Below are 21,247 nucleotides of genomic sequence, written 5' to 3' on the forward strand. Positions count from 1 at the left end.
CCTCAGCAGTCCAGTGGGTTGCGTTTTTCCGGGTCGATGCCGAACTTGACGATGGCCTCGGCCACGACTTTAGGTTCGATATCACCACGGTCAGCCAGTGCTTCCAGGGCTGCCAACACCACGAAATGACGGTCGACTTCGAAGAAATGACGCAGTTTCTTGCGGCTGTCGCTGCGGCCGAAACCGTCGGTGCCCAAGACTTTGAATTCCTTGGACGGTACCCACTGACGGATCTGCTCGGCGAACAGCTTCATGTAGTCGGTAGAAGCGATGACCGGACCCTTACGGCCGCTCAGGCACTCTTCAACGTAGCTCTGCTTAGGCTTCTGGCCAGGCTTCAGACGGTTGCTGCGCTCAACAGCCAGGCCGTCGCGACGCAGTTCGTTGAAGCTGGTGACGCTCCATACGTCAGCGCCGATGTTGAACTCTTCACGCAGAATCTTCGCCGCTTCACGCACTTCACGCAGGATGGTGCCGGAGCCCATCAGCTGTACGTGATGCGCTGCATCGCGGGTGTCTTCTTCGAGCAGGTACATGCCTTTCTTGATGCCTTCTTCGGCACCGGCCGGCATGGCTGGCTGCTGGTACGACTCGTTCATCACGGTGATGTAGTAGAAGATGTCCTGTTGTTCTTCGGTCATCTTCTTCATGCCGTCCTGAATGATCACCGCCAGCTCGTAGCCGTAGGTCGGATCGTAGGTGCGGCAGTTCGGGATGGTCGCGGCCAGCAGGTGGCTGTGACCGTCTTCGTGCTGCAGGCCTTCACCGTTCAGGGTGGTACGGCCGGCGGTGCCGCCGATCAGGAAACCACGGGTACGGCTGTCGCCAGCGGCCCAGGCCAGGTCACCGATACGCTGGAAGCCGAACATCGAGTAGAAGATGTAGAACGGCAGCATCGGCTGGTTGTGGCTGGAGTACGAAGTACCGGCAGCGATGAAGGAACTCATGGCGCCCGCTTCGTTGATGCCTTCTTCAAGGATCTGACCTTTCTGGTCTTCCTTGTAGAACATCACCTGGTCTTTATCGACTGGCTCGTAGAGCTGGCCGACGGAGGAGTAGATGCCCAACTGACGGAACATGCCTTCCATACCGAAGGTACGGGCTTCGTCCGGGATGATCGGCACGATGCGCGGGCCGATTTCCTTGTCCTTGACCAGTTGCGCGAGGATCCGCACGAAGGCCATGGTGGTGGAAATTTCACGGTCGCCCGAGCCGTCGAGGATGGCTTTCAGAGTGTCCAGATCCGGGGTCGGTACGCTGAAGCTCTGCGCGCGGCGCTGCGGTACGAAACCGCCCAGTGCGGCACGGCGCTCGCTCAGGTAGCGGGCTTCGGCGCTGTTTGGCTCTGGCTTGAAGAACGGCAGGTTCTCCAGCTCTTCGTCCTTGACCGGGATGTCGAAGCGGTCGCGGAACAACTTCAGGCTGTCGACATCGACTTTCTTGGTGTTGTGCGCAGTGTTTTTCGCTTCGCCGGCGCCGGTGCCATAACCCTTGATGGTCTTGGCCAGGATGACGGTTGGTTGTTCTTTGTGGTTGACCGCTTCGTGGTACGCCGCATAGACCTTGTACGGGTCGTGGCCGCCACGGTTGAGTTTCCAGATCTCGTCGTCGGACAGGTCGGCAACCATCGCCTTGAGTTCAGGCGTGTTGAAGAAGTGCTCGCGCACGAACGCGCCGTCTTTGGCTTTGTAGTTCTGGTACTCGCCGTCGATGACTTCGTCCATGCGACGTTGCAGGATGCCGTCGACGTCTTTGGCCAGCAGTGGGTCCCAGAAACGGCCCCAGATGACTTTGGTCACGTTCCACTGTGCACCGCGGAACACGCCTTCGAGTTCCTGGATGATCTTGCCGTTGCCGCGAACCGGGCCGTCGAGGCGCTGCAGGTTGCAGTTGATGACGAAGATCAGGTTGTCCAGCTTCTCGCGGCCGGCCAGGGAGATCGCGCCCAGGGATTCCGGCTCGTCGCACTCGCCGTCGCCCAGGAAGCACCAGACTTTCTGTTTGCCCGGCTGGATGAAACCGCGGTGTTCCAGGTACTTCATGAAGCGAGCCTGGTAGATCGCCTGGATCGGACCCAGACCCATGGATACGGTCGGGAACTGCCAGAAGTCAGGCATCAGCCAAGGGTGCGGGTAGGACGACAGGCCCTGACCGTCGACTTCCTGGCGGAAGTTGTTCATCTGGTCTTCGGTGATGCGGCCTTCCATGAATGCACGGGCGTAAACGCCTGGCGAGGTGTGGCCCTGGAAGTAGATCAGGTCGCCGCCGTGTTCGTCGGTCGGGGCCTGGAAGAAGTAGTTGAAGCCGATGTCATACAGGGTCGCGCTGGAAGCGAAGCTGGAGATGTGACCACCCAGGTCAGAATCTTTCAGGTTCGTACGCATTACCATGGCCATCGCGTTCCAGCGCACCAGCGAGCGAATGCGGCGTTCCATGAACAGGTCGCCAGGCATGCGTGCTTCGTGGGTTACCGGGATGGTGTTGCGGTAAGGCGTGGTGATGGCGTAAGGGAGCTGCGAACCGCTGCGGGTCGCCAGTTCACCCATACGGGTCATCAGATAGTGAGCACGGTCTTCGCCTTCTTTGTCGAGAACCGATTCCAGGGCGTCCAGCCATTCCTGGGTTTCGACGGGATCGAGGTCTTGCATGGCTTGCTCCAGGGCGGAAAGGCTTCCAGAATCGGTTGCCTGAGTTTGCGACTGGCCTTGTGGGCAGACGATTTAAAATTCTTGGATTGCCGACAGGTTGTTCCGGCGGCGTGTAGTTTTACTACAAATCTTTGAGCATTTCAGCCTTTCGCCTGTATAGACGAGTAGTAAAACTACAGAGGAAAGGCTTGTGGCCTCCGACTGCGTTGTGAGAATAATCGTTAAGGTTGGTCGATTACCATCCGAAAAAGGTGAAAGTTTGATGCTGGATGCCAAAGAAGAAGAAATTTCAGCTATTTCTAACTTTTGTTCGACAGTCCTTCGCGTAGCGGGTTTTCATCAAACACTACAAGCGGCCATTTACACGCCGATCAAGGATAGACCATGACCCTGCCCGTGCTCGCTGAACTCCCCGCCATTCTCCTGCCGTTGGTCACTCGATCCGAGCAGTCGTTCCGTACGGCCGTCGCCGCGCTGGAAGACGATCACGGCTTCTCCAGCTGGACCCCGGAACGCTGGGCGCAATTCGCCCGCGTGAGTGCCGCCAGCGATTTCGTCATTGAACAGAGCGTTCGTGACCCTTTGATGTTGCTGTCGCTGGTGCATTCCGGCGAACTCGACCGGCCGTTCGCGCCGGGTGAACTCTGCGCGCAGATTGCCGCCGCCGTGAACACCGCGCAAAGCGAAGACGAACTCGGTCGTGTCCTGCGCCGCCAGCGCGCCCGCCATCAAGTGCGGATCATCTGGCGTGACCTCAACCGTCAGGCCGATCTGGTGCAGACCTGCCGCGACCTTTCCGACATGGCCGACGCCACCATCGACCAGGCCTACCAATGGCTGTACAGCCGCCATTGCCAGCAATTCGGCACACCGACCGGCCGGCGCAGCGGTTTGCCGCAGCAGATGGTCATTCTCGGCATGGGCAAGCTCGGCGCGGTCGAGCTGAACCTGTCTTCGGATATCGACCTGATCTTCGCCTACCCCGAGGGCGGCGAAACCGTCGGCGTGAAACGCGCGCTGGATAATCAGGAATTCTTCATTCGTCTCGGTCAGCGCCTGATCAAGGCCCTCGATCCGATGACCGTCGATGGCTTCGTGTTCCGCGTCGACATGCGCCTGCGTCCGTACGGTTCATCCGGCGCGCTGGTGCTGAGCTTCAATGCACTGGAGCAGTACTACCAGGATCAGGGCCGCGACTGGGAACGCTACGCGATGATCAAGGCGCGGGTGGTGGCCGGCGATCAAGCGGCCGGCGCGCAGTTGCTCGACATGCTGCGCCCGTTCGTCTACCGGCGTTATCTGGACTTCTCGGCGATCGAAGCACTGCGCACCATGAAGCAACTGATCCAGCAGGAAGTGCGGCGCAAAGGCATGGCCGACAACATCAAACTCGGCTCCGGCGGTATCCGCGAGGTCGAGTTCATCGCCCAGGCCTTCCAGTTGATCCACGGCGGGCGCGACCTCAGCCTGCAACAGCGTCCTCTATTAAAGGTGCTGAGCACGCTGGAAGGCCAGGGCTACCTGCCACCGGCGGTGATCAGCGAGCTGCGCGAAGGTTACGAATTCCTGCGTTACACCGAGCACGCGATTCAGGCGATTGCCGATCGCCAGACCCAGATGTTGCCGGACAGCGCTCAGGATCAGGCACGCATTGCGTTCATGCTCGGTTTCGCCGATTGGGACGCCTTCCACGAAAAACTGATGTTCTGGCGCGGCCGGGTGGCCTGGCACTTCGCGCAGGTGATCGCCGATCCCGATGAAGAAGAGGGCGCCGATTGTGAAGTGGTGGTGGGCGGTGAGTGGTTGCCGCTGTGGGAAGAGGAGCAGGATGAAGAGGCCGCTTGCCGACAGCTCGAAGAGGGCGGCTTTGCTGATGCGACCAAGGCCCTGAAGGCGCTGGCCGGTTTGCGTGGCAGCCCGCAATTGCGCGCGATGCAGCGGCTGGGTCGCGAGCGTCTCGATGCGTTTATTCCGCGTCTGTTGGCTCAGGCGGTGGAGCATGACAACCCGGATCTGGTGCTGGAGCGGGTGCTGCCACTGGTCGAAGCCGTGGCCCGACGTTCGGCTTATTTAGTGTTGCTGACGGAAAACCCCGGCGCCCTGCGGCGCTTGCTGACGCTGTGTGCGGCCAGTCCGTGGATTGCCGAACAGATCACCCGTTTCCCGCTGCTGCTCGACGAGTTGCTCAATGAAGGCCGGCTGTTCAAGCCACCCTTGGCGCCGGAGCTGGCCGCCGAGCTGCGCGAGCGCCTGACGCGGATCCCTGAAGACGACCTCGAACAGCAGATGGAAGCCCTGCGTCATTTCAAACTGGCGCACCGCTTGCGCGTTGCCGCCTCGGAAATCGCCGGCAGCCTGCCGTTGATGAAAGTCAGCGATTACCTGACCTGGCTCGCCGAAGCGATTCTCGAGCAAGTGCTTGCCCTGGCCTGGCGTCAGACGGTGGCCAAGTACGGCACGCCGCTGCGCACTGACGGCAGCTTGTGCGATCCCGGCTTCATCATTGTCGGTTATGGCAAAGTCGGCGGGCTGGAACTGGGGCATGGTTCGGACCTGGACCTGGTGTTCATCCATGACGGCGATCCGCAGGCGGAAACCGACGGGCCGAAGCCGATCGATGGCGCGCAGTTCTTCACCCGGTTGGGGCAGCGGATCATTCACTTGCTGACAGCGCAGACCAACTCCGGTCAGCTGTATGAAGTGGATATGCGTTTGCGCCCGTCCGGCGCGTCGGGGCTGTTGGTCAGTTCGCTCGGGGCGTTTGAGCGCTATCAGGAAAATGAAGCCTGGACCTGGGAACATCAGGCCCTGGTGCGGGCGCGGGTGCTGGTGGGCAGTCAGGATGTCGGCCAGGCCTTCGAGAAAGTCCGCGCGCAGGTTTTGGGCAAGGCGCGGGATCTGGCGAAGCTGCAACAGGAAGTCAGCGAGATGCGCGCCAAGATGCGCGATAACCTCGGCAGCAAGAGCACGGCGGCCGGTACCGCGGCAAATGCCTTCGAGGCCACGGCGCCGTTCGACCTCAAGCAGGACGCCGGAGGTATCGTCGATATTGAATTTATGGTGCAATACGCGGCCCTGGCGTGGTCGCACAGCCACCCGCCATTGCTGCGCTGGACCGATAACATCCGCATTCTGGAAGAGCTGGAACACGAAGGGCTGATGCCTGCCGAAGACGCCAGCCTGTTGCGCGAGGCCTATAAGGCCTACCGCTCCGCCGCCCACCGGCAGGCCTTGCAGAAGGATGCCGGGGTGATTGCAGGCGACCAGTTTGTCGAGGAGCGCCGGCAGGTATTGCGGATCTGGAAAGAGTTGGGGCTAAGCTGAAACAAGCCAGTGAAGGCAATGAGATTCAAAAGGTGGGAGCGAGCCTGCTCGCGAATGCGGAGTGTCAGTCAATATCAATTTGATGGATCGGCCCCTTCGCGAGCAGGCTCGCTCCCACAGTGATCTGCGGTGAGTCGCAGATATGTGAACAGATGCAAAAAAATGTGGGAGCGAGCCTGCTCGCGATAGCGGAGTGACAGTCGACAGTCATGTTGAAGGTAATGACCCATCGCAAGCAGCGCCGCTCCCTCAGTGATTCTCGAGGCGGGGAGGCGTAAATGCCTCCCCGGTTCGTTTATGGAAACCACATGAATATTCTGATCGTTGGGCCCAGTTGGGTCGGTGACATGGTGATGGCGCAGACACTGTTTCAGTGTCTCAAGCAGCGCCACCCGCAATGCGAAATCGACGTGCTGGCCCCCGAGTGGAGCCGGCCGATCCTTGAGCGCATGCCTGAAGTGCGCAAGGCCTTGAGCTTTCCGCTCGGCCATGGCGCACTGGAATTGGCCACTCGTCGACGAATCGGCAAGTCCCTGGCCGGCCAGTACGATCAGGCGATCCTGCTGCCGAATTCGCTGAAGTCGGCGCTGGTGCCGTTCTTCGCCGGCATCAAGCAACGCACCGGCTGGCGTGGCGAATTCCGCTACGGCCTGCTCAATGACGTGCGCACGCTGGATAAAGAACGTTATCCGCTGATGATCGAGCGCTTCATGGCCCTGGCTTACGAGCCGAACGCCGAGCTGCCGAAGCCTTATCCGCGTCCGAGCCTGCAAATCGACCCGGTGACCCGCGAAGCGGCGCTGGCGAAATTCGGCCTGACCCTCGACCGCCCGGTGTTGGCCCTGTGCCCCGGCGCCGAGTTCGGCGAATCCAAGCGCTGGCCGTCCGAGCATTACGCCAAGGTTGCCGAAGCGCGGATCCGCGAAGGCTGGCAGGTGTGGCTGTTCGGCTCGAAGAACGATCACGCGGTGGGCGAAGACATTCGCGCGCGGCTGATTCCCGGCCTGCGTGAAGAATCGGTCAACCTCAGCGGCGGTACCTCGCTGGCCGAGGCCATCGACCTGATGTCCTGTGCCGACTCGGTGGTGTCCAACGACTCCGGCCTGATGCACGTCGCGGCGGCGCTGAACCGCCCGCTGGTGGCGGTCTACGGCTCGACGTCGCCGGGCTTCACCCCGCCGCTGGCCGAGCACGTCGAAATTGTTCGGTTGGGTCTGGATTGCAGCCCGTGCTTCGACCGTACCTGCCGGTTCGGCCATTACAACTGCCTGCGCCAGCTGATGCCGGACGCGGTCAACGATGCCTTGCAGAAACTGCAGGGCTCCGTGGTCGAGGTTCATTAAGTTGCGGGTATTGCTGATCAAGACTTCATCGCTGGGCGACGTGATTCACGCGTTGCCGGCGCTGACCGACGCGGCCCGGGCCATCCCCGGGATCAAGTTCGACTGGGTGGTGGAAGAAGGCTTCGCCGAGATCCCGACCTGGCACCCGGCCGTCGGCAAGGTGATTCCGGTGGCGATCCGCCGCTGGCGCAAGAACCTCTGGCAGACCATCAAGAGCGGCGAGTGGAAGCGCTTCAAGCAAAGCGTGCGCGCCAACCAATACGATCTGGTGATCGACGCTCAGGGCCTGCTGAAAAGTGCCTGGCTGACGCGCTACGTCAAAGCCCCGGTGGCTGGCCTCGACAAAGGCTCGGCGCGTGAGCCGATCGCTGCACGTTTCTATGACCGCAAACTGGCGGTGGCCCGTGGGCAACACGCCGTCGAACGGGTGCGTCAGTTGTTCGCCATCGCCCTTGGTTATGACCTGCCCAAAGGGCTGGGCGACTACGGCCTCAACGTCGAGCGTCTGGTGGAATTGCCGCGCAAGAGTGCCTTCGTGGTGTTCCTGCACGGCACCACGTGGGACACCAAGCACTGGCCGGAAGCCTACTGGCGCGAGCTGACCGAACGCGTCGGCTATCTGGGCGTCGGGGTCAAACTGCCGTGGGGCAACCCGCTGGAGAAGGCCCGCGCCGAGCGTATCGCTGCTGGCTTCAAGCACGCCGAAGTGCTGCCGAAGCTGAATCTGGCCGGGGTCGGCAAAGTGTTGGCCGGTGCCCAGGCCTGCGTCGCGGTGGACACCGGTCTCGGTCACCTGGCCGCCGCGCTGGATGTGCCGACGATTTCCCTGTTCGGCCCGACCAATCCGGGCCTGACCGGCGCCTACGGCAAGGTGCAGATTCACATGGCCAGTGATTTTCCCTGCGCCCCTTGCCTGCAAAAGAAATGTACGTATCAACCGACCGCGCAGGATGCCCGTCAGTTTGACCTGAAACGCGAGCAGCCCCTGTGCTTCACGCGTCTGAATCCCGAGCGTGTCGCCAGCCGACTGAGCACGTTGTTAATGGCTGAGGAGCTGCGCTGATGCAATTGGCTTTTGTCCTGTACAAATATTTCCCGTTCGGTGGCTTGCAGCGCGACTTCATGCGCATCGCCCTCGAATGCCAGAAGCGCGGCCATCAGATCCGCGTCTACACGCTGATCTGGGAAGGCGACGTGCCGCCCGGTTTCGAAGTGCTGGTGGCGCCGGTCAAGGCGTTCTTCAACCACCGTCGCAACGAGAAACTCACGGCGTGGATGGAAGCGGATCTGGCCAAGCGTCCGGTGGACCGCTTGATCGGTTTCAACAAGATGCCGGGTCTGGACGTCTACTACGCCGCCGACGGCTGCTTCGAAGACAAGGCGCAGAACCTGCGCCATTCGCTGTACCGCCGTTGGGGCCGCTATCGCCACTTCGCCGAGTACGAGCGGGCGGTGTTCGCCAAAGATGCGAAAACCGAAGTGCTGATGATTTCCGAAGTGCAGCAGCCGCTGTTCATCAAGCACTACGACACGCCGCTGGAGCGCTTCCACCTGCTGCCGCCGGGCATCGCCCAGGATCGTCGCCGGCCGGCGGATGCCGACGAGATTCGCGCCGGTTTCCGCGCCGAATTCAGTCTCAGGGACGACGAACTGCTGCTGGTGCAGATCGGCTCCGGGTTCAAGACCAAGGGCGTCGATCGCAGCCTCAAGGCGCTGGCCGCATTGCCCGCCGAGCTGAAGAAACGCACCCGGCTGTTTGTAATCGGCCAGGATGACCCCAAATTGTTCCAGATGCAGAGCGCCACTTTGGGCCTGGGCGACAACGTGACGTTCCTCAAGGGCCGCAGCGATATCCCGCGATTCCTGCTCGGCGCCGATCTGTTGATCCACCCGGCGTACAACGAAAACACCGGCACCGTGCTGCTCGAAGCGCTGGTCGCCGGCTTGCCGGTGCTGGTCAGCGCGGTCTGCGGTTACGCCCATTACATCGCCGAGGCGGACGCCGGGCGAGTGCTGGACGAACCATTCGATCAGGCGCAACTGGCGCAATACCTGACTGACATGTTGAATGACGACGCTGCACGCGCGGCCTGGAGCCGCAATGGTCTGGCCTTCGCTGAGACGGCCGACCTCTACAGCATGCCGCAGCACGCGGCCGATGTGATTCTGGCGGAGCACGCTTAAATGAAGTTGATGCTGGCTGAACCGTTCAAAAGCCTTTGGGCCGGACGCGACCCGTTCGCCGAAGTCGAAGGCTTGCAGGGCGAGGTCTACCGCGAGCTGGAAGCTCGACGCACGCTGCGCACGGAAGTCGACGGCAATGGGTTTTTCGTCAAGATCCACCGGGGCATCGGCTGGGGCGAGATCTTCAAGAACCTGCTGACCGCCAAGCTGCCGGTGCTCGGCGCGGGTCAGGAGTGGAAGGCAATCCAGCGTTTGCAGGAAGTCGGCGTGCCGACCATGACCGCCGTGGCTTACGGCGAGAAGGGCAGTAACCCGGCCGATCAGCATTCGTTCATCGTCACTGAAGAGCTGGCGCCAACCATCAGCCTCGAAGATTTCAGTATTGATTGGGTCAAGAACCCGCCGCAGCCGAAACTCAAGCGCGCGCTGATCGCTGAAGTCGCGCGCATGACCGGCATGATGCACCGCGCCGGAGTCAACCACCGCGACTGCTACATCTGCCACTTTCTGTTGCACACCGACAAACCGATTAACCCGGACGATTTCAAGCTGTCGGTGATCGACCTGCACCGCGCCCAGACTCGCCCAAGAATTACTCAACGCTGGCGCAACAAGGATCTGGCCGCGCTGTATTTCTCGGCACTGGACATCGGCCTGACCCGACGCGACAAGCTGCGTTTCCTCAAAGGCTACTTCCAGCAACCGCTGCGGCAGATCCTGGCGGAAGAAGCGCCGCTGCTGAGCTGGCTCGAAGGCAAGGCCAACAAGCTTTATGCGCGCAAACAGCGTTACGGGGATGCGCTCTGATGGCGGGTTGGACGCTGGAACCGCAATACAGCGAACTGGCCGAAGATTTCGGCAGCCTCGAAGCGGTGTTTGCCCTGCAGGGCGAACGTCTGACCCGTGATCCGCTGTCCGAAGTCATCCGCGTGCAGCGCAACGGCGTGAGTTACTACGTCAAACGCTACGTCGGCGCCGGTAAAGGCTTGCGCCGTTACCTGGGCAAGCCACGGGTGAAGATGGAGTGGCAGAACCTCAAACGCTTCGCCAAGTGGGGTATCCCCACCGCCGAAGTGGTGGCCTGGGGTCTGGAGCGACGTGGCGCGGCCTATGCCCGTGGCGCGATGATCACCCGCGAGCTGCCGCGCACCGAAGACCTCTCGGCGCTGGCCGAACGCAATGATCCGAAACTCAAGGATCGCCTGTGGGTCGATGACATCAGCCGTCAACTGGCCGGCTACACCCGAACCATGCACGATCACCGCTTTACCCATAACGATCTGAAGTGGCGCAATCTGCTGATCGACGATCAGGCGCAGCTGTTTCTGATCGACTGCCCGAACGGCGATTTCTGGCGCGGCTTCTGGCTCAAATACCGGATCACCAAGGATCTGGCCTGTCTCGACAAAGTGGCCAAATATCACCTGTCGAACACCCAGCGCCTGCGCTTCTACCTGCAATACCGCGGACGTGATCGGCTGAACGCCGCCGACAAGAAACGGATTCGCCACGTGGTGAGATTTTTCGAGGGACGCGAATGACTGATTTCCTGGCTGCTGAAGACCGGGCGCTGCTTGAGCGTCATGGCCTCGGCACTTTCGACGCGCTCTGGGCCAAACAGCTCGAAGCCGTGGACGAACCGAACACTGATGGCGGTGGCTGGAGCAGCGTGTTTCGCCTGGAGCTGGAAGGACAGGCCTACTATCTCAAGCGTCAGAGCAACTACCTGACCCGCACCCTGCATGCGCCGTTCGGCGAGCCGAGTTTCGCCCGTGAGTTTCGTAATATCAGTCGCTACAACAAGTTGGGGATTCCGGCGCTGCAAGCGGCGTTCTTCGGTGAGCGCAAGTTCAAGGGCGATGTCCGGGCGATCCTGCTGACCCGTGCCCTCGACGGCTGGGATGATCTCGACTCGCTGCTGCAACGCTGGTCCGAGCTGAGCACCGCGCAGCAATCGGCCATTCTCAAGGCCTGTGGACAGCTGGCGCGCCAGCTGCACGGCGTGCGTCAGGTGCACGGCTGTTTTTATCCGAAGCACATCTTTCTGCAGGCTGATGGCGACGCGTATAAGGCGCAGTTGATCGACCTGGAAAAGACCCGGCCCCTGCTGTTCGGCATGCGCGACCGGGTCAAGGATCTGGAGCCGCTGCTGCGTCGTGCGCCGGAATGGAGCGAGGCGCAATTACGCGAATTGCTCGCGGCCTATCTCGATCAGCCAGTCGACAGTTCGCTGGTCGACAGCTGGGTGACGCGCCTGACTGCACGGCGCAGTCGCAAGGAGACCCGTTGATGCGCTTGTCCGAACTGAAAAACGCCGGACGTACGCCGAGTCTGCCGCTGACGATCAGCCTGGCCGACGCGGCCGGTCCTGCGGATTTGCAGTTGCTGAGCCTGCTGCGGGTATTGCCCGGGCAGCGCTATGTCGGTGCCGGGGTCTGGCGCGGGCGGCCGGTGCTGGCCAAGTTGCTGGTGGGCAGCAAGGCGGCGCGGCATTTTCAGCGTGAGTTGGCGGGCGTCAAACTGCTCGCCGAGCAAGGCCTGACCACGCCACTGTTGCTGGCTGATGGCTTGCAGGACGGTGAGGGCGGCTGGCTGCTGTTCGAGTTCCTCGAAGGTGCCGAAAGCCTCGGTGAGGCCTGGCAGAAAGTCGAATCGCTGCCGGTGCTGGCGGACGAGCAATCGGCGGTACTCGCCGAGGCACTGGGCGCTATCGGTCAACTGCACGGCAAAGGCCTGTGGCAGGAAGATCTGCACCTCGACAACCTGCTGCGCCAGGGCGGTCAGCTGTACCTGATCGACGGTGCCGGGATCTGCGCCGAGACCGCTGGCCAGCCGTTGTCGCGGCAGAAAGTGCTGGAAAACCTCGGGGTGTTTTTCGCCCAGTTGCCCAAGTCACTGGAGCCGTTCACCGAAGAATTGCTGGTGTATTACCTGCTGAGCAACAGCGAGCATGCGTTGCCGCTGGAAGCTCTGCAGAAACAGATCGCCAAGGTGCGCGCCTGGCGACTGAAGGATTACCTGATCAAAGTGGGGCGTGAGTGCACGTTGTTCAGTGTGCAGCGCGGTGCATTTAGCCTGCGGGCCATCCGACGCGAGGAAGAAGCGGCGATGCTCCCGGTGCTGGATCAGGCCGATGCGCTGCTCGATCAGGGCCATCTGTACAAGACCGGCGGCGCGGCGAGCGTCGGCAAGGTCGAAGTGGCCGGGCGTACGCTGGTGATCAAGCGCTACAACATCAAAGGCTTCGCGCACTGGCTCAAGCGCTTCTGGCGGCCGAGCCGCGCCTGGCACTCGTGGCGTGAAGGCAATCGCCTGGCGTTCCTCGGCATCGCCACGCCGAAACCGCTGGCGGTGCTGGAAAAGCGCTTTTTGTGGCTGCGCAGCCGCGCTTATCTGGTGACCGAATTCTTGCCGGGACCGGACATCATCGAGCGCTTTGCGCCCTATGTTGAAAGCGGTGCGGCGCCGGAATCCGAATTGCTGGCGCTGGATCAACTGTTCGCACGATTGATTGCCGAGCGCATCAGCCATGGCGACTTCAAGGGCCATAACCTGTTCTGGCAGGAGGATCGCTGGGCGTTGATCGACCTGGATTCGATGTGTCAGCACAGTTCTGTCGGAAGTTTCGCGCCGGCCTACGCGCGGGATCGGGCACGGTTCATGCGCAACTGGCCCGAGAGCAGCGCGCTGTATCAGGTGATCGATCAGCGGTTGCCCAAGGACATCTCCAGCGCGGCCTGAGCCGCCTTCCCCAGCAGGCTCACCCCTACATGGAAATGCATTCCCCTGTAGGAGTGAGCCTGCTCGCGATAGGGCTTTAAAGCCCCAAAAAACTCCCGATGAGCAATAGCGGACAAACTCCACTGATTTGTCCTACAGCTTCTCCAGAAGCCATGAACTGTGCCCGCTCCAGCCTCGATGCTAGCTTGCCCTGACCACTTCGGAGGGCAAGACTTGACCATCAAAAACGCCGTAACACTCAGCACCTGCGCATGGCTTTTATCCGGCTGCGGCACCGCCGCCTCGGTGTTGCAAATGGACGCTGACGTCGCCCGCGACATGCGCAAACAAAAGACCTACTGCCAATCGATTCCACGGATCTACAGCGGTCTGGCGTTCGATTTCTGCGTACTCCACGCGCCCCCTGACCCCTCCGGCGTGCTGCTGCCATTTGTGCTGCTGGATCTGCCGTTGTCCGGGGTGCTGGATACGGTGGTGTTGCCGTATACGATTTATCAACAGGTCGTGGATGGCAATATCGGCATCTATTGGCGAACAGATCGCGGGTAACTGTTTTGCAATTTTCTCTGTTTGAAAACCAGAGCGAGTCGCAAGCGATTGTTGAAGCGGCAGCGCTCTTGTATCCGTCCGGGAGATACAGTGACTACATCGTCTATGTTGATGAAAGCGGTGATCACGGGATGCAGAAGCTGGATCCCTATTACCCGATATTCGTGCTCGCTTTTTGCGTCTTCACAAAAGGCATTACTGCGAAAAGGTCATTCCGGCTGTCCAGAAATTCAAGTTCAACCATATGGGGCACGATCTGATCGTGCTGCATGAGCTGGAGATTCGAAAAGAAAAAGGAGCGTTCTCCAGCCTGTTCACTTCGAGAGTGCACAAGCATGCCTTTCTCGACGAATTGACCGGCATTATCGAGGCCATCAATTTTGTCCTGATCAGTTGCGTCATCGACAAGGCCTTGCTGCGCGAAAAGCAGGCATCTGCTGACAACCCCTACCACTTGCTCTCTGATTCTGTCTGGAAACGCTGCATGAGTTTTTGCAGGAAAAGCATCAACATAAAGTGTTAACGCATGTGATTTTCGAGCGGCGAGGCAAGCGGGAGGATAACGAGCTTGAGTTGGAGTTTCGCAGGGTTTGTGGCGGGTCTAACCGATTGGGGGTTCAACTGCCGTTTGACATCGTCTTCGCCACAAAACAAGTCAATTCCACCGGATTGCAGCTGGCTGATCTTGTTGCAAGGCCCATCGGCATGAGTGTTTTGAGGGCGGGTCAGGAAAATCGCGCGTTTGATGTGCTCAGGCGCAAGTTCTATTGCAGCGGTGGGCGGAATAAAGTTGGGAAAGGTTTCGAGAACTGGGGGTTGAAGGTTTTCCCTCCCCCAGAAAGCGAAAAGCCCCGGTGATCTCACCGAGGCATTAGCGCCGACCGGGATCCCCCAGCCCATTTGCACGAAAGTCTATGTTGAGAGGCTCGGGAGTGTCAACGCAAAGGCCGGCCAGTTCCGCTAGAGGCTTGTCGGCGCTTTTACGCTATAATCCCGCCCTTTAGCTGTCTCTCGCCCGGTGCGAGGGCACATCAATTTTCGAGGCGCATCGCGCCTGAATGCAGACTAAAGAGGCTAGACCCTGTGGCATTGACGATTCTTGGCCTGTCCGGCGCCCTTAGCCATGACCCTTCAGCCGCCTTGTACATCGACGGCAAGCTGGTGGCGGCGGCTGAAGAAGAGCGCTTCGTCCGCGATAAGCATGCAAAGAACCGCATGCCCTACGAATCGGCGAAGTTCTGCCTGGAACAGGCCGGTATCAAGCCGTCCGACGTTGACGTGGTGGCGATTCCGTTCGCCCCGATCAGCCTGTTCGGCAAGGCCCGCTGGCACTACGCCAAGCGCTACTGGTACGCGCCGGATCGCGCCCTCGATGCGATCCTGATGGGCAACCGTCGCTACAAGCGCTATCGCAACAAGATCGTCTGGTGCCTGGAGCAACTGGGTTTTGATCCGAAGAAGATCAAGATCGAGCCGGTCGAGCACCACCTCGCTCACGCCTCCAGCGCCTACCACTGCTCGGGTTTCAAAGAGAAAACCGCGATCCTCGGCATCGACGGCAAAGGCGAGTACGCCACGACCTTCTTCGGTTATGGCGAAAACGGCAAGATTCACAAGATCAAGGAATTCTTCGATCCGGACTCCCTCGGCGGCCTGTACGGCGCGATCACCGAGTTCCTCGGTTTCGAGATGCTCGACGGCGAGTTCAAGGTCATGGGCATGGCGCCGTACGGTGATGCCAGCAAATATGATTTCTCGCGTCTGGCCTCGTTCGAGAACGGCGAGCTGGTGATCAACACCGACTACGCCAACGTGATCGGCCTGCGTCGCTATAAAGAGAAGGGCAAAGGCTTCTACTTCTCGCCGAAGCTGATCGAATGGCTGGGGCCGAAGCGGGAAGGTGATATCGCCGACGAACCGTACATCCACTACGCCGCGAGCATGCAAGCGCTGTTCGAGAAACTGGCGCTGCAGATGATCGACTACTACCTGGGCGACGTGCTCAAGGACACCGGCAAGCTGGCCTTCGCCGGTGGCTGTGCGTTGAACGTCAAGCTGAATCAGAAAATCATCGCCCGCGATGACATCAAGGAACTGTTCGTCCAGCCTGCGTCCGGCGATGCCGGCACCGCGGTCGGCGCAGCGGCCTATGTGTCCCACGCCCGTGGAGTGCCGGTCGAGAAGATGGAACACGTCTACCTCGGTCCGTCGTACAGCAACGAAGACGTGATTGCCGCGTGCGCCCGTCACGAGAGCAAGCCGACCTGGCGCAAGCTCGACAACATGCCGGAGCAGATCGCCAAAATCATGGTCGATGGCAACCCGGTGGCCTGGTTCCAGGGCCGCATGGAGTTCGGTCCGCGTGCACTCGGTGGTCGTTCGATCATCGGTTGCCCGAGCGTGGCCGGTGTGGCTGACCGCATCAACCACCAGATCAAGTTCCGCGAGCGCTGGAGGCCTTTCTGCCCGTCGATGCTCGACACCGTTGCACCGCAGATGATCAAGATCGATCACCCGGCACCGTTCATGACCTTCACTTTCGAAGTGGCGGAAGAGTGGAAGACCCGCGTGCCGGAAGTCGTCCACGAAGACGGCACTTCCCGTGCCCAGGTCCTGAAGCGCGAATACAACCCGCGCTACTACGACATGATGAAGGCGCTGGAAAACCTCACCGGCAACGGCGTGTCGCTGAACACTTCGCTGAACCGTCGTGGTGAACCGATGATCTGCTCGCCGACCGACGCCCTGAACATGTTCTTCGGCTCCGATCTGCAGTACCTGATCATGGAAGACATTCTGGTGGTCAAAGAGGGTGCAAACGCTTATGACTCGCTCGGCTGAACGCCATGTGCTGCAGTTCTGTCACGGCTATGACGGGCCGTTCCTCGACTGCGCACGGCAGTACGCCAGCCTGTTCGCGGGCACCGGTTATCGGGTGACCACGGTCTTTCTGACCGGGGCCGCCGATAGCGAGGTGGCCGCAGCGTGTGCTTCCGATGAAGTGTTGTTCATGGAATACAGCTCCAAGGCCATTCGCGGCTTGAAGCTGGGCGCCATCGGCGATCTGCGCAAGATCGCCGCTTCACGCAATTTCAGTTTCTGCATCGCCCATCGCTTCAAGCCGATCTACATCGCCTTGCTCGGCACGTCGCTGCCGGTGATTGGTGTGCACCACGCGTTTGACGATTACAAACGCGGCACGCGCAAGCTGTTCGCGCACATTTTCCGCAAGCGTCTGAGTCTGCTCGGCGTCTCCGATGCCGTGCGCGACGACATGCGGCGCTGTCTGCCGAAATGGCCGTCGACCCGCATCCAGACCTTGTACAACCGCATCGATGTGCCTGCCTTGCAGGCCAGTCAGGTGTCGGCCCGCGAAGCTCGCGAGACCCTGGGTCTGGCGGCGGATGCGTTCATTGTCGGCAACGTCGGACGGCTGCACCCGGACAAGGATCAAGCCACGTTGTTGCACGGTTTCGCCGCGGCGTTGCCCGGTCTGCCTGATAACAGTCAGCTGGTGATTCTCGGCAAGGGCCGTCTGGAGCAGGACCTCAAGGAGCTGGCGCGCGAGCTGGGCATTGGTGACCGGGTGCTGTTTCTCGGCCAGGTGCCGGACGCGCGCAATTACTTCCGCGCCTTCGATGTGTTTGCCCTGAGCTCCGATCACGAACCGTTCGGCATGGTGCTGCTCGAAGCCATGGCTGCTGGCGTGCCGTTGCTCGCTACCGCCTGTGGCGGTGCGAAGGAAGTGGTCGAAGGTGTAGGGATTCTGTTCCCGCTGGGCGATGCCGAACACCTTGCACAAGGCCTGCAACATTTGGCCGGTATGGATGATCAGCAGCGCCGTCAGTGCGCCGAGCTGATGCTCGATCGCCTGCGTGAGCGTTTCTCCGACCGTGCGGTGCGCGACACCTTCTGGCGTCTGCCGCAAGTTACCGATCTGGCACCGAGGGGCTGATGCTCAACCGATTTCAAGGCTGGCGCGAACGTGGCTGGTCGCCCGTTGACGCCTCCACCTATGCCACCGCCTGGCAGCGTTTTGGCGGCAGCGTCGCGACCCATCCAGTGGTCGTCGAGCGTCTGGCGGATCTGGCCGGCATCCCGGTGCGCTATCTGGCCTGGGAGCAGGACGGTGAAGTCAAAGCGGCGATCCCGACCTGGGGCCGCGACCTGGCCCTGTCCAAGGACGTGCTCAAGCGCAACGGCAAGAAAGGCCTGTTCGACCTCGGCAATGCCGAGCTGATCCTGCCGGCCGCGGTCGATGCCCTGGCACCCCTGCGTCATCGCGCACTCTATCTGTCGGCGCTCAACGAAACCCGCTTCAGCGGCCTCAAGTTGCAGACCGAACAACTGGCCATGGCCCGCACCCCCGAGGAGTTGTCGAAGAAGTTTCGCTACAACCAGCGCCGCGAACTGCGCCTGCTGGAAGAGGCGGGCGGTGTGGTACGTGCGGTCGCTGAGTTTTCCAGTGCAGAACTGGCGGCGATCTACTGTGATCTGTTCCAGCGCCGTTGGGGCTTCCCGGCCACCGGCGCGGCGCGCATGGCTGAAGTCATCGAGCTGCTGCGCGAACTGCTGATTGGCTCGGTGATTTTCCTCAATGATGCGCCGATCGCCATCCAGTTGGTGTACCGCGTTGAGGCGCCGGAGTGGATCAGCGTCGAGTACATCAACGGCGGCGTCGATCCCGAAACCCGCGAATTCAGCCCCGGTAGCGTGTTGAGCTTCCTCAATACGCAAAGTGCCTGGGAACACGCGCGCGCCCTGAACAAGCCGCTGCGGTTTTCCTTCGGTCGCGCCGACCGTGAATACAAGGATCGCTGGTGCAATCCTGTGCCGGTGTTCACCGTATGAGTCAGCCCATGAGCCGCAAACAGCAACTGCTCAAGCGTCATCGTCGCAATAAACGCATTACCCTGCTGATCACCCTGATCGTGTTGATCGCGCTCGGTGTGCTGGTCGCGTGGTGGTTGCCGCTGGTGCTCGCGGTGGTTGGCTGGGTCGCCCACGAGGCGTGGTTTGCCGATCACCTGTTCTATTCGCCGAAAGACGATTACCAGTACAGCTTTCCGCCGTTCACACCGCAGCCGAAGGTCCATCTGAACGGCGAGCAACTGCGCCTGGATGAAGGCGTGATGCTGGTCGACGAAGCGACGTTGATCCTCGCGGTAAAGGTCAAAAGCACCTGGCTGGGACGTTTCCTCGATCCGCGCGTCGAGCTGGCCGGCGGGGCGAATCCTGATGCGCAAACCTTCGAACGTGGGGTCAATGGCCTGCGTTACCTGAACCTCAGCGGTCAGGCGCAAGCTCTGTCGCAAGGCCAGTTGCGCCTGCGCGGGCGGTTCTGCCGAGTGACCGGTGAGCCGCTGCTGTGGGCGCTGGAGCAACCGGACTACCGCCGTCAGCGGATGATGGTGATCGCTCCGCACGCCGACGACGCCGAGTTGGCTGCCTATGGCTTGTACAGTCAAGCCGATGAAGCCTGGATCGTCACCCTGACCGCAGGTGAGATCGAAGCCGAACATTATCAACAGATGGGCATGAACAAGGTCGAGGCCGCGCGGCTCAAGGGTCGTCTGCGTGCCTGGGACAGCCTCGCCGTGCCGCGTTGGGCCGGGGTGCCGCAGGAACACTGCGTGCAACTCGGTTACTTTTGCCTGCAACTGGCGGCGATGCAGGCCGCGCCGAATCAGGCGGTAGGCTCGCGCGAAGCGGACTTGAGCGACACGCGCCTGTTTCGTCAGTTGAATCCGTTCACTCTGCCGGGCGATGCCGATGGCGCGCCGACCTGGAACAACCTGCTGGCCGACCTGCGTGAGGTGCTGCTGCGCGCCCGTCCTGACGTGATCGTGCTGCCGCATCCGACCCTCGATCCGCACCCTGACCATATCTGCGCCCAGCAAGCAGTTTTGCAGGCGCTCCAGGGCCTCGACTGGCAGCCGACGTTGCTCGGTTATGCCAACCATTTGCATGACAACGACCGCTGGCCGATGGGCAACACCGGGCAGAGCATTGCCTTGCCACCGGCCTTCGATGCGGCGGTGCCGATGCAGCCGTTGTGCCTGCCGCTGTCCATCGAGTTGCAGCGGGACAAGGCCATGGCGCTGGGCATGATGCATGACCTGCAGCCGCCGGCACCGTTCAAGCGTCGCCTGCGCCGGGTTATCCAGCGTGTTCTCGCCGGGCGGGCCGCGTCGGTGTACGGCGAAAACGAATTTTTTCGGAAAGCGGTCAGGCGCCAGGAGTTGTTCTGGCTACTGAAGCACGGTGAGACAGGCGTCCAGCGGGGAGAGTCATGAGTCAACGGTTCAAGGTGTTGCAGCTGCAACCCGACTACAACGTCAAAGCCCATGACTTTGCCGACCTCGCCGAGCAGATCGTCAAGGCGCTGCCGAGCGATCGCTATGAGATCACCGCAGCTTTCCTGCGGGGCAAACCGGGGCCGGGCGAGCCGGTAAGCCGGGCCGACCATTCGGTGTACTTCGAGTTTTCCGACAAGTCGCTCAAGGGCATGCGCCTGCGGGCGATGTGGCAGTTGTACAAGTTCTGCCGCCGGGAAAAGTTCGACGTGGTGATCTGCAACCGCTTCAAACCGGTGAATATGATGCTGGCGCTCAACCGCTGGTTGAAGGTGCCGCTGTGCATTGGCATCTCCCACGGTTTCGGTGAATACGACCGCTTTTACCGACGACGCCAGACCCAGCGTCTGATCGATCGGCACTGGCGCTTCGTCGGCGTGTCGCCGGCGGTCAAACAGTACCTGCTCGATTGCGATTGCGGCTTCACCGACCAGAACACCTACGCCATTACCAATGCCATCGACATCGAGCAGGCCGAGGGCCTGCAGCACAGCCGCGAAAAAGCTCGCGAGCTGTTGGGCCTCGACCCGAATGTGCGCTTGATTGGCGCGCTGGGGCGGCTGGTGTCGGTCAAGGGCCACACCTATCTGCTGCAAGCCTTTGCCGCGCTGAAAGACAAATACCCGAACACCCAACTGGCAATCATTGGTGCCGGACGCTTGCAAGCGCCGCTGGCGGCCGAGATCGAGCAACTGGGCTTGAGCGGTCGTGCGCACCTGCTGGGCTTCAAGGAAAACGCTCTGCAATACGTGCGTGCGTTCGACATCTGGACCATGCCGTCGCTGGCCGAAGGCCTGGGCCTGGCGTTGCTCGAAGGCATGAGCGGACACCTGCCGGTGATCGCTTCGAACGTGCCGGCGATGTTGCCACTGATCGAAGGAGCCGGTGGTTTGGCGATCACGCCCAAGGACGTGCCGAGTCTGGTCGCCGCGCTGGATAACTATCTCGCGCTGTCGGACGACGAGCTCAAGGCCAAGGGCGAGCAGGCTTACCGCTATCTGCAAGAACAGCACGACATCGAGGTGTTCCGTCAGGAATATCTGGACCTGATCGATTCCGGCCTGGAGCAGGCCCGCAAGGAGCAGCCGTGAGCGAGGAGAAA

16 protein-coding genes and 1 pseudogene are annotated in these 21,247 nt (G+C 61.1%); 16 read left to right on the top strand and 1 reads right to left on the bottom strand.

Annotated elements, in window-relative coordinates:
- Positions 1-2: 2 nt before the first annotated feature.
- Positions 3-2,648: a pyruvate dehydrogenase (acetyl-transferring), homodimeric type gene (gene aceE, locus LOY52_RS02320; protein ID WP_003220999.1), complete on the bottom strand. Its 2,646-nt coding sequence runs from the start codon at positions 2,646-2,648 to the stop codon at positions 3-5.
- Between the two features lie 262 nt (positions 2,649-2,910).
- On the opposite strand from aceE, the gene LOY52_RS02325 reads away from it, so the two are divergent.
- The 16 genes and pseudogenes from LOY52_RS02325 (at position 2,911) to LOY52_RS02400 (ending at position 21,236) form a co-directional block, all read left to right on the top strand.
- Complete coding sequence (locus LOY52_RS02325) at positions 2,911-3,036, top strand: hypothetical protein (protein WP_256198919.1); 126 nt, start codon at positions 2,911-2,913, stop codon at positions 3,034-3,036.
- Complete coding sequence (gene glnE / locus LOY52_RS02330; protein ID WP_258678054.1) at positions 3,033-5,972, top strand: bifunctional [glutamate--ammonia ligase]-adenylyl-L-tyrosine phosphorylase/[glutamate--ammonia-ligase] adenylyltransferase; 2,940 nt, start codon at positions 3,033-3,035, stop codon at positions 5,970-5,972. Before LOY52_RS02325 ends, glnE begins: the two co-directional genes overlap by 4 nt.
- Before the next feature lie 308 nt (positions 5,973-6,280).
- Positions 6,281-7,315: a lipopolysaccharide heptosyltransferase II gene (gene waaF / locus LOY52_RS02335; protein WP_027611364.1), complete on the top strand. Its 1,035-nt coding sequence runs from the start codon at positions 6,281-6,283 to the stop codon at positions 7,313-7,315.
- A 1-nt stretch (position 7,316) separates the two neighbouring features.
- Positions 7,317-8,378, top strand: coding sequence for a lipopolysaccharide heptosyltransferase I (gene waaC, locus LOY52_RS02340; protein WP_258678055.1), 1,062 nt, complete (start codon positions 7,317-7,319; stop codon positions 8,376-8,378).
- Complete coding sequence (locus LOY52_RS02345) at positions 8,378-9,499, top strand: glycosyltransferase family 4 protein (RefSeq protein WP_258678056.1); 1,122 nt, start codon at positions 8,378-8,380, stop codon at positions 9,497-9,499. The genes waaC and LOY52_RS02345 overlap by 1 nt, the downstream gene beginning before the upstream one ends.
- Positions 9,500-10,306 (top strand): lipopolysaccharide core heptose(I) kinase RfaP, encoded by an 807-nt coding sequence (gene rfaP, locus LOY52_RS02350; protein ID WP_258678057.1) that lies wholly within the window; start codon positions 9,500-9,502, stop codon positions 10,304-10,306. It begins immediately after the preceding gene.
- On the top strand, positions 10,306-11,040 hold the full coding sequence (locus LOY52_RS02355; protein ID WP_258678058.1) for a lipopolysaccharide kinase InaA family protein: 735 nt from the start codon (positions 10,306-10,308) through the stop codon (positions 11,038-11,040). The genes rfaP and LOY52_RS02355 overlap by 1 nt, the downstream gene beginning before the upstream one ends.
- Positions 11,037-11,789: a lipopolysaccharide kinase InaA family protein gene (locus LOY52_RS02360; RefSeq protein WP_258678059.1), complete on the top strand. Its 753-nt coding sequence runs from the start codon at positions 11,037-11,039 to the stop codon at positions 11,787-11,789. The genes LOY52_RS02355 and LOY52_RS02360 overlap by 4 nt, the downstream gene beginning before the upstream one ends.
- Positions 11,789-13,240 carry a lipopolysaccharide kinase InaA family protein gene (locus tag LOY52_RS02365; protein ID WP_258678060.1) on the top strand — a complete coding sequence of 484 codons (1,452 nt, stop codon included), beginning with the start codon at positions 11,789-11,791 and terminating at the stop codon, positions 13,238-13,240. The genes LOY52_RS02360 and LOY52_RS02365 overlap by 1 nt, the downstream gene beginning before the upstream one ends.
- Positions 13,241-13,453: 213 nt before the next feature.
- Positions 13,454-13,789: a YceK/YidQ family lipoprotein gene (locus LOY52_RS02370; protein ID WP_258678061.1), complete on the top strand. Its 336-nt coding sequence runs from the start codon at positions 13,454-13,456 to the stop codon at positions 13,787-13,789.
- A 5-nt stretch (positions 13,790-13,794) separates the two neighbouring features.
- A pseudogene (locus tag LOY52_RS02375) lies at positions 13,795-14,647 on the top strand (DUF3800 domain-containing protein).
- A 225-nt stretch (positions 14,648-14,872) separates the two neighbouring features.
- Positions 14,873-16,630 (top strand): carbamoyltransferase, encoded by a 1,758-nt coding sequence (locus LOY52_RS02380; RefSeq protein WP_258678062.1) that lies wholly within the window; start codon positions 14,873-14,875, stop codon positions 16,628-16,630.
- A complete protein-coding gene (locus tag LOY52_RS02385; RefSeq protein ID WP_258678063.1) occupies positions 16,614-17,744 on the top strand; it encodes a glycosyltransferase in 1,131 nt (376 codons plus the stop codon). Before LOY52_RS02380 ends, LOY52_RS02385 begins: the two co-directional genes overlap by 17 nt.
- Positions 17,744-18,640 (top strand): antimicrobial resistance protein Mig-14, encoded by an 897-nt coding sequence (locus tag LOY52_RS02390; protein ID WP_258678064.1) that lies wholly within the window; start codon positions 17,744-17,746, stop codon positions 18,638-18,640. Before LOY52_RS02385 ends, LOY52_RS02390 begins: the two co-directional genes overlap by 1 nt.
- An 8-nt stretch (positions 18,641-18,648) precedes the next feature.
- Positions 18,649-20,085: a PIG-L family deacetylase gene (locus LOY52_RS02395; protein WP_258678065.1), complete on the top strand. Its 1,437-nt coding sequence runs from the start codon at positions 18,649-18,651 to the stop codon at positions 20,083-20,085.
- Complete coding sequence (locus LOY52_RS02400) at positions 20,082-21,236, top strand: glycosyltransferase family 4 protein (RefSeq protein WP_096794737.1); 1,155 nt, start codon at positions 20,082-20,084, stop codon at positions 21,234-21,236. Before LOY52_RS02395 ends, LOY52_RS02400 begins: the two co-directional genes overlap by 4 nt.
- The last annotated feature ends 11 nt before the right edge of the window (positions 21,237-21,247 follow it).

The organism is Pseudomonas sp. B21-051 (assembly GCF_024748795.1).
Lineage (GTDB): Bacteria > Pseudomonadota > Gammaproteobacteria > Pseudomonadales > Pseudomonadaceae > Aquipseudomonas > Aquipseudomonas putida_A.

Excerpts from the sequence above, each read along its gene's own strand:
- aceE (WP_003220999.1), bottom strand. The coding sequence starts at position 2,648 with ATGCAAGACCTCGATCCCGTCGAAACCCAGGAATGGCTGGACGCCCTG.
- waaF (WP_027611364.1), top strand. The coding sequence starts at position 6,281 with ATGAATATTCTGATCGTTGGGCCCAGTTGGGTCGGTGACATGGTGATG.
- LOY52_RS02385 (WP_258678063.1), top strand. The coding sequence starts at position 16,614 with ATGACTCGCTCGGCTGAACGCCATGTGCTGCAGTTCTGTCACGGCTAT.
- LOY52_RS02325 (WP_256198919.1), top strand. The coding sequence starts at position 2,911 with ATGCTGGATGCCAAAGAAGAAGAAATTTCAGCTATTTCTAACTTTTGT.
- glnE (WP_258678054.1), top strand. The coding sequence starts at position 3,033 with ATGACCCTGCCCGTGCTCGCTGAACTCCCCGCCATTCTCCTGCCGTTG.
- LOY52_RS02395 (WP_258678065.1), top strand. The coding sequence starts at position 18,649 with ATGAGCCGCAAACAGCAACTGCTCAAGCGTCATCGTCGCAATAAACGC.
- LOY52_RS02365 (WP_258678060.1), top strand. The coding sequence starts at position 11,789 with ATGCGCTTGTCCGAACTGAAAAACGCCGGACGTACGCCGAGTCTGCCG.
- LOY52_RS02390 (WP_258678064.1), top strand. The coding sequence starts at position 17,744 with ATGCTCAACCGATTTCAAGGCTGGCGCGAACGTGGCTGGTCGCCCGTT.
- LOY52_RS02355 (WP_258678058.1), top strand. The coding sequence starts at position 10,306 with ATGGCGGGTTGGACGCTGGAACCGCAATACAGCGAACTGGCCGAAGAT.
- rfaP (WP_258678057.1), top strand. The coding sequence starts at position 9,500 with ATGAAGTTGATGCTGGCTGAACCGTTCAAAAGCCTTTGGGCCGGACGC.
- LOY52_RS02345 (WP_258678056.1), top strand. The coding sequence starts at position 8,378 with ATGCAATTGGCTTTTGTCCTGTACAAATATTTCCCGTTCGGTGGCTTG.
- LOY52_RS02400 (WP_096794737.1), top strand. The coding sequence starts at position 20,082 with ATGAGTCAACGGTTCAAGGTGTTGCAGCTGCAACCCGACTACAACGTC.
- LOY52_RS02360 (WP_258678059.1), top strand. The coding sequence starts at position 11,037 with ATGACTGATTTCCTGGCTGCTGAAGACCGGGCGCTGCTTGAGCGTCAT.